This is a genomic window from Okeania sp. (genome assembly GCF_983059655.1).
The window spans coordinates 3,098-5,262 of record NZ_CEZPJD010000567.1; the positions used below are offsets into that span (position 1 = coordinate 3,098).

At 30.8% G+C, this 2,165-nt stretch carries 1 protein-coding gene; it reads left to right on the forward strand.

The genetic code is table 11. From position 1 onward, the window contains the following. Positions 1-2,165 (forward strand): PAS domain S-box protein (locus AC3DU7_RS24255; protein WP_488041864.1); only part of this gene is annotated, 2,165 nt, incomplete at both ends.

Genomic DNA, 2,165 nt, shown 5'->3' on the forward strand with positions numbered 1-2,165 from the left:
AGATGCAGGTGAAGCAATTTTAATTGCTGATTTACAGGGAAAGATTATAGAAGCTAACTATAAAGCTACAGAAATATTGGGTTATCAAAGAGAAGAACTTGTGCAAATGCACGCCAAACAAATCCATCCACCAGAAATACAGCAAAAAGTAATAGCAACAATACTAGAAACAGCAAAAAAAGATAAAAATGTTATACCAAATATTCTAGCTTTGAGGAAAGATGGAAATTGGCTTTGGGTAAATATTATTTATAAAATTATTCAATTAGAGAATAATGAAAAATTCTATCAAGTAATTTTTCAAGATATCACTTGCTATGTTTTAGCTGAAGCGGTATTAAGAGAAAATGAAGAAAAATTTCGTGCGACCTTTGAACAGACTGTAATGGGAATATTTTTTGCTACTTTATCAGGAAAAATATTCCGAGTTAACCAAGCATTTAGGAATATTTTGGGATATAGCAATGCCGATTTATCAAAGTTAAATTTGATGGATATTATTTATTCAGAAGAAAGGCAAAATCATAAAATTAATTTACAGGATATGATGGCCGAAAAAGTCCAAAATTATGCAACAGATCGTCGTTTAATTCACAAAAAAGGTCAAATTATTTGGTTATATTTGAATATATCTTTAATCAAAACTTCCCAAGAACCCAAATATTTAATTGGTTTGATTAAAGATATTACTCAGCGTAAACAAATGGAATTGGATTTGAAAAAAAGTGAAGAACGTTGGGAATTAGCATTGCGTGGTAATAATGATGGTATATGGGATTGGAATATTAAAACTAATGAATGTTTTTATTCAACTCGTTGCCAAGAAATTTTAGGCTATACAGAAACGGAGATTTTTAATCATATAGATCATTGGAAAAGTCGTATTCATCCTGATGATATTAATTTATTAACACAGTGTATTCAAGAACATCTGAATCGTCAAACACCATACTTTACTGCCGAATATCGTATCCGATGTAAAGATAATACATATAAATGGATTTTGGATAGAGGTCAAGCACTTTGGGATGAAGAAGAAAACCCATTACGAATGGTAGGTTCCTACACTGATATTACAGAACGTAAACAAGTAGAAGACTATCTACAAAGACAGACTCAACAAGAACAATTAATTCGTAAGATAACAGAGCGTATTCGCCAGTCTTTAAACTTATCAGAAATTCTACAAAAAGCTGTAGATGAAGTGCGAAATATTTTACAGGTAGAGCGAGTAATTATTCAACGTAAAATATTAGACCGATCTATTCTTGTCTTAGCAGAGTCTTTAGCACCAGGAAAACCCTCAATGTTAGATTGGGAATTTAATGATTATATAATTACAACTCAACAGCTTATACAAGAAAAAAAATCAGATAAAATTATAGCAGTTACAGATATTTATCAATCCACAGTGAAACTATCTTCTACTAATTTATTAGATTTTTTCCAAATTAAAGCTTGCTTAATTATGCCAATCTTTGTCCAAAAATCTACAACTAATAATATTCAAGAAAAAAGTTTAGCTGTTAGAGGTAATGGTACTAACAATGATAAATTTTGGGGGATATTATTTGCTCAGAATTGTAGCAATAAACGCCAGTGGGAAAAATGGGAAATAAATTTATTAGACCAGTTAAGAATTCAACTAGAAATTGCTATTCAACAATCACAACTCTATCAGCAACTGCAAAATGCTAATGAAGAATTATATAAACTTGCTACATTAGATGGATTAACCAAAATAGCTAATCGACGTTGTTTTGATGAATATTTAGAAAAAGAATGGTTATGTATGGGACGAGAGAAAAAAGCATTATCTTTAATCATGTGTGATATAGATTTTTTTAAAAAATATAATGATACTTATGGACATCAAAAAGGTGATGAGTGCCTTCAGGAAGTAGCAAAAGCTATCTCGAAAGTAGTCAAACGTCCTACAGATTTAGTCGCTCGTTATGGAGGAGAAGAATTTGCTATTATCTTACCTAATACTCATCTAGAAGGAGCAATTCATATTGCTAATATACTTCAGCAAGAAGTATATAAATTGCAGATTACCCATCGAAATTCACCAACATATAAACAAGTTACTCTCAGTTTAGGAGTATCTAGTATTATTCCTTTCCCTGAAGCTACTTATAAAAGTTTAATTGCAGGAGCCGATC